Genomic DNA, 4,505 nt, shown 5'->3' with positions numbered 1-4,505 from the left:
CCGCCGCCCTTCCCGGGGCGGCGGCCGCGTTCTCTCCGGCGGGTGTGCGCCGACGCGCTCAGGAGGGGATGACGGTCTCCAGGGCGGCGCACTTCCAGCGGCCGCGGAGGAGGACCAGACGCAGCGCGATGGGCTGGATGCGGCCGCCGATCACGACGGTGGCGGTGATCTCGGCGACGCCGTCGCGGGGCTCCTGGATGCGGCGGTTGCGGATGCGGGGGGCGCCCGGGCGGATCGGCAGGCGGTCGTGGGAGCGGGACGCCTGCCGGGTGAGGGCGCCGGCCAGCTCGGCGGTGGCCAGGGAGGCCAGCTGCTGGAAGGGGCGGCGGCCGGAGAAGACCTCGGCGGCCACCCAGATCACCCGGTCGGCGGCGGGGCCGAGCTCCTCGACGCCGCCGGGGGCGCCCCTGGCGTTCTCCTCGCACGGATAGGGCTTGAAGGCGAGGCTTCCCCCGGTCTCCGGCGTCCAGTCCTCGCGGGCTGTGACGTCCATGACCGACACCAGACGGACCACTCGCAAACGCGGCATGAGGCCTCCTCTCGACGCGCGCCCTGTGCGCGCCTTTGACAGAGGCCGGAGGGCGGCCCGCTGATACGGGCCGCCCGGTAAATTCCGCGTCATGCCGCGGAGGGGTCAGCGGGGGCGGGCCAGGCTGGTGTGGAGCTGGTAGCGGTCCGCGCGGTAGGTGGACTCGGTGAGCTCGGCGCAGACGGAGTTCTGGTAGGAGCGGCGGCGCAGCAGCAGGACGGGGCTGCCGTGGGCGAGGTGCAGCAGGTCGGCGTCGCCGGGGGCGGCGATGCTCGCCTCCACGGTCTGGTCGCCGGAGTCGAAGACGATGCCGTAGCGGCGTTCCAGGAGGTCGTACAGGGACTGCTCCGGGACGCGGGCGGACAGCAGGTCGGGGGCGAGGGGCGCGGGGATGTGGCAGCGCTCCAGGGCCATGGGGCCGCCGTCCGCGGTGCGCAGCCGCTCGATGACGTGCACGGGGGAGCCGGGGGCCACGCCGAGGCCCTTGGCCACGTGCCCGGCGGCGGGGACGGTGCGCTGGTCCAGGTCGACCGAGCCGGGCGTCATGCCGCGCGCCTTCATCTCCGCGGTGAAGGAGGAGCTCAGCCGCAGCGGCATGTCGATCTTGGGGCGGGCCACGAAGGTGCCCTTGCCGGGCACGCGGTACAGCCTGCCCTCCGCGACGAGCTGGTCCACCGCCTGGCGGACGGTCATCCGGGACAGGCCGTAGCTCTGGCACAGCTCCCGTTCCGACGGCATGGGCGCGTCGGCCCTGAGCTCGGCCTCGTCGATCAGGTCGAGGAGGAGGCCGCGTAGCTGGACGTACTTCGGCACCGGGCTGGAGGCGTCGATGGCGGCCAAATCTTTACCACCTCATGGGAGAAGGGCCTTCGTCTGCGAAAAAGGTCATACAAGGTCATGTTTTCATAACGCTAGGGTACATACTGGTATGGTCCGGACTAGACCAGTTCAAGGGAAGGACATCCATGCCCAGTCGGATGAGGCTTGAGATCGGCGAGCAGCCGGAGGCGCTGCGCAGGACCATCGGGTCCCTGACGCCCCGGATCGGGGAGCTGGAGAAGCTCGCGGCCCGGACCCGCCAGGTGCTGTTCATCGCCCGAGGCTCCTCCGACAACGCGGCCGTCTACGGCCGCTACCTGGTGGAGTCCCACACGGGACGGCTCGCCACCCTCGCGGCGCCGTCCATCGCGACGACCTACCGCAGGAGGATCGACCTGGACGGCGTGCTCGCCGTGGCGATCAGCCAGTCCGGCCGCACCGAGGAGATCGTCGAGACGCTGGACTGGGCGAAGGCCTGCGGGGCGCGGACCGTCGCGGTGACCAACGGCCAGGGGTCCCCGCTGGCGGAGTCCGCGGACGTGGCGCTGCTCACCGAGGCGGGCGAGGAGCTGGCCGTCCCGGCGACCAAGACCTACACCACCCAGCTGGCCGCGCTGTCCGTCCTGGGCGCGGGCCTGGGCGCGGACGTGGACCTCGCGGACCTGGACCGCGTCCCGGACGAGATCGAGCGCCTGATCGAGGCGACCGAGGCGTCGGAGTCGCTGGCCCTGATCGTCGAGGAGCTGTCCAAGGTGCAGGGCGTGGTGGTCTCGGCCCGCGGGCTGGCCTTCGGCACCGCGCTGGAGGTGGCCCTCAAGCTCAAGGAGGCGTGCTACCTGCACGCCATGGGCCTGTCCTACGCCGACCTGCTGCACGGTCCCATCGCGGTCGTGGACGAGACCACTCCCGCGCTGGTGCTGGGCGTGGAGGGCAGCCCGGTCCTGGAGGGCACGGCCGCGCTGGCGGCCCGGGTGGTCGGCGCGGGGGCGCGGGCCTACGGGATCGGCGGCGGCTCCGAGCTGGCCGGGGCGTCCTCGCTGGCCCTGCCGGGGCCGGGGCTCCCGGAGTGGACGGCCCCGCTGGCCCTGGTGGTCCCGGGTCAACTGCTGGTAGAGAAATTGGCGCGTCGGCTTGGGATTAATCCGGACGTGCCCCGGGGTTTGAATAAAGTAACCCAAACGGGTGCATAGTCTGATTTACCACCCAGCAAGATTTCCCGCTGTTCTGGCCGGCCGAAGCTCGGCTCTCTGGAACAATCCACCTCTGAAGGAGGATCATGGCTGAGCGTCTGGTGAGAGTCGAATCGATGGTCGGCCTGCACTCCCGGCCGGCGGCGGAGTTCGTGAAAGCGGCGGCCCAGTGTCCGGTCGAGGTCAGTGTGGGGCGTCACACGGGTGAGCTGGTGAACGCCAAGAGCATCCTGGCGGTCCTGGCCCTGGACGCGCGTCCGGGCGAGCACCTGCGGCTGTGCGCCGAGGGAGAGGGCGCGGAGGAGGCCCTGGACCGCCTGGCGGGTCTGTTCACGCAGTTCTCGGAGACGAATGCGTGAGCTCTCCGGCACGGGAGTCAGCCCTGGTGTAGGCGTCGGCCCCGTCCGCGTCATGACCGGCGCGGTGCCCGAACCTCCCGTCGAGCGCTTCTCCGGAGATCCCGTCGCCGAGACGGAACGCGCCCTGGAGGCGCTGGAGGCCGTCGGGCGCGAACTCGACGCCCGCGCGCGGGCGGCCGGGGGCGAGGCCGGGGACGTGCTGGCGGCCCAGGCGATGATGGCCCGAGACCCCGACCTGGCCGGTGAGGTCGGAGTGGGGATCTCCGCGGGACTGACCGCGGCCCGTGCCGTGTACGAGTCGTTCGGCTTCTTCCGGGAACTGATCTCCGGAGCCGGCGACTACATGTCCGCCCGGGTGAGCGACCTGGACGACGTCCGGGACCGGGCGGTGGCCCGGCTGATGTCGGTCGCCGTCCCCGGAGTGCCGGAGGTCGACGAGCCGTACGTGCTGGTCACCCAGGACCTGGCCCCTGCGGACCTGGCCCTGCTCGACCCGCGCCAGGTCGTGGCGTTCGTGACCGAGGAGGGCGGCCCGATCGGGCACACCGCGATCCTCGCCCGCGCCATGGGCATCCCCGCGATCGTCTCCTGCGCAGGGGTCCTCGACCTGAAGGACGGCGAGCACGTCCTGGTCGACGGGGCGTCGGGGAAGCTGACCGTCGATCCCGAGGAGGAGCGGATCCTCCGGGCGAGGGCGGCCGAACGCGCCCGCGCCGAGGCCGTCGGCAGCGCCACCGGGCCGGGCCGCACCAAGGACGGCCACCCTGTCCCGCTGCTGGCCAACATCGGCGGTCCCCAGGACATCGACCGCGCCCTGGCCAGCGGAGCCGAGGGCGTGGGGCTCTTCCGCAGCGAGTACCTCTTCCTCGACCAGGCGGTGCCGCTCACCGAGGGGCAGCAGATCGCCGCCTACCGCGAGGTGCTGAAGGCGTTCCCGCGCGTCGTCGTCCGGGTCCTGGACGCCGGGGCGGACAAGCCCCTGCCCTTCCTGCCCCCGGCCGCCGTCGAACCCAACCCGGCCCTGGGCGAACGGGGGCTGCGCCTGCTGCGCCGCCACCCGAACGTGCTCCACGCCCAGCTCCGCGCGCTGGCCAAGGCCGCCGAGGGCCTCCCCTCGGACAGGCTGCGCGTCATGGCGCCGATGGTCACCGACTCCGAGGAGGCGCGGATCTTCACCGCCGCCTGCCGGGCCGCGGGGATCCAGCAGGCGGGCATCATGATCGAGGTTCCCGCCGCCGCCATCCGCGCCCGCGACATCGCCGACGAGGTCGACTTCTTCAGCCTCGGCACCAACGACCTCGCCCAGTACGTCTTCGCGGTGGACCGCCAGGTCGCCAGCCTCACCCGCCTCCAGGACCCGTGGCGTCCCGCCCTCCTGGACCTCATGGCCCTCGCCGCCTCCGCCGCCACGGACGCGGGCAAGGGCTGCGGCGTCTGCGGCGAGGCCGCGGCCGACCCGGTCATGGCCTGCGTGCTGGCCGGTCTGGGCGTGACGAGCCTGTCGATGAGCGCGCCCTCCCTGCCCCTGGTCCGTGCGGCCCTCGCCGCCCACACCCTGGCCGAGTGCCAGGCCGCGGCCCGGGCCGCCCGCGCGGCCCGCACCGCCTC

At 72.9% G+C, this 4,505-nt stretch carries 5 protein-coding genes; 3 read left to right on the top strand and 2 right to left on the bottom strand.

All coding sequences use genetic code 11. The annotated features are described in order from the left end of the window. Positions 1-58: 58 nt before the first annotated feature. The gene (locus ABD327_RS26585) at positions 59-529 is read right to left on the bottom strand and encodes an Rv3235 family protein (RefSeq protein WP_344453947.1); all 471 of its coding nucleotides are present in this window, start codon (positions 527-529) and stop codon (positions 59-61) included. A gap of 105 nt (positions 530-634) precedes the next feature. Further along, on the bottom strand, positions 635-1,369 hold the full coding sequence (locus ABD327_RS26580; protein ID WP_344453945.1) for a GntR family transcriptional regulator: 735 nt from the start codon (positions 1,367-1,369) through the stop codon (positions 635-637). 137 nt (positions 1,370-1,506) lie between these two features. Here ABD327_RS26580 and ABD327_RS26575 point away from each other — a divergent pair, with 137 nt between their 5' ends. The 3 genes from ABD327_RS26575 to ptsP all read left to right on the top strand — a co-directional run. Further along, positions 1,507-2,538: an SIS domain-containing protein gene (locus ABD327_RS26575; RefSeq protein WP_344453942.1), complete on the top strand. Its 1,032-nt coding sequence runs from the start codon at positions 1,507-1,509 to the stop codon at positions 2,536-2,538. An 86-nt stretch (positions 2,539-2,624) separates the two neighbouring features. Beyond that, the gene (locus ABD327_RS26570) at positions 2,625-2,897 is read left to right on the top strand and encodes an HPr family phosphocarrier protein (RefSeq protein ID WP_344453940.1); all 273 of its coding nucleotides are present in this window, start codon (positions 2,625-2,627) and stop codon (positions 2,895-2,897) included. After that, a partial coding sequence (gene ptsP, locus ABD327_RS26565) for a phosphoenolpyruvate--protein phosphotransferase (protein ID WP_344453937.1) occupies positions 2,890-4,505 on the top strand: 1,616 nt, incomplete at its 3' end. The genes ABD327_RS26570 and ptsP, both read left to right, overlap by 8 nt.

This window comes from Actinocorallia aurantiaca, from assembly GCF_039533685.1.
GTDB classification, from domain to species: Bacteria; Actinomycetota; Actinomycetes; order Streptosporangiales; family Streptosporangiaceae; genus Actinocorallia; species Actinocorallia aurantiaca.
The sequence above is the reverse complement of the archived record's forward strand: the minus strand, read 5'-3'. Positions and strand labels throughout refer to the sequence as shown.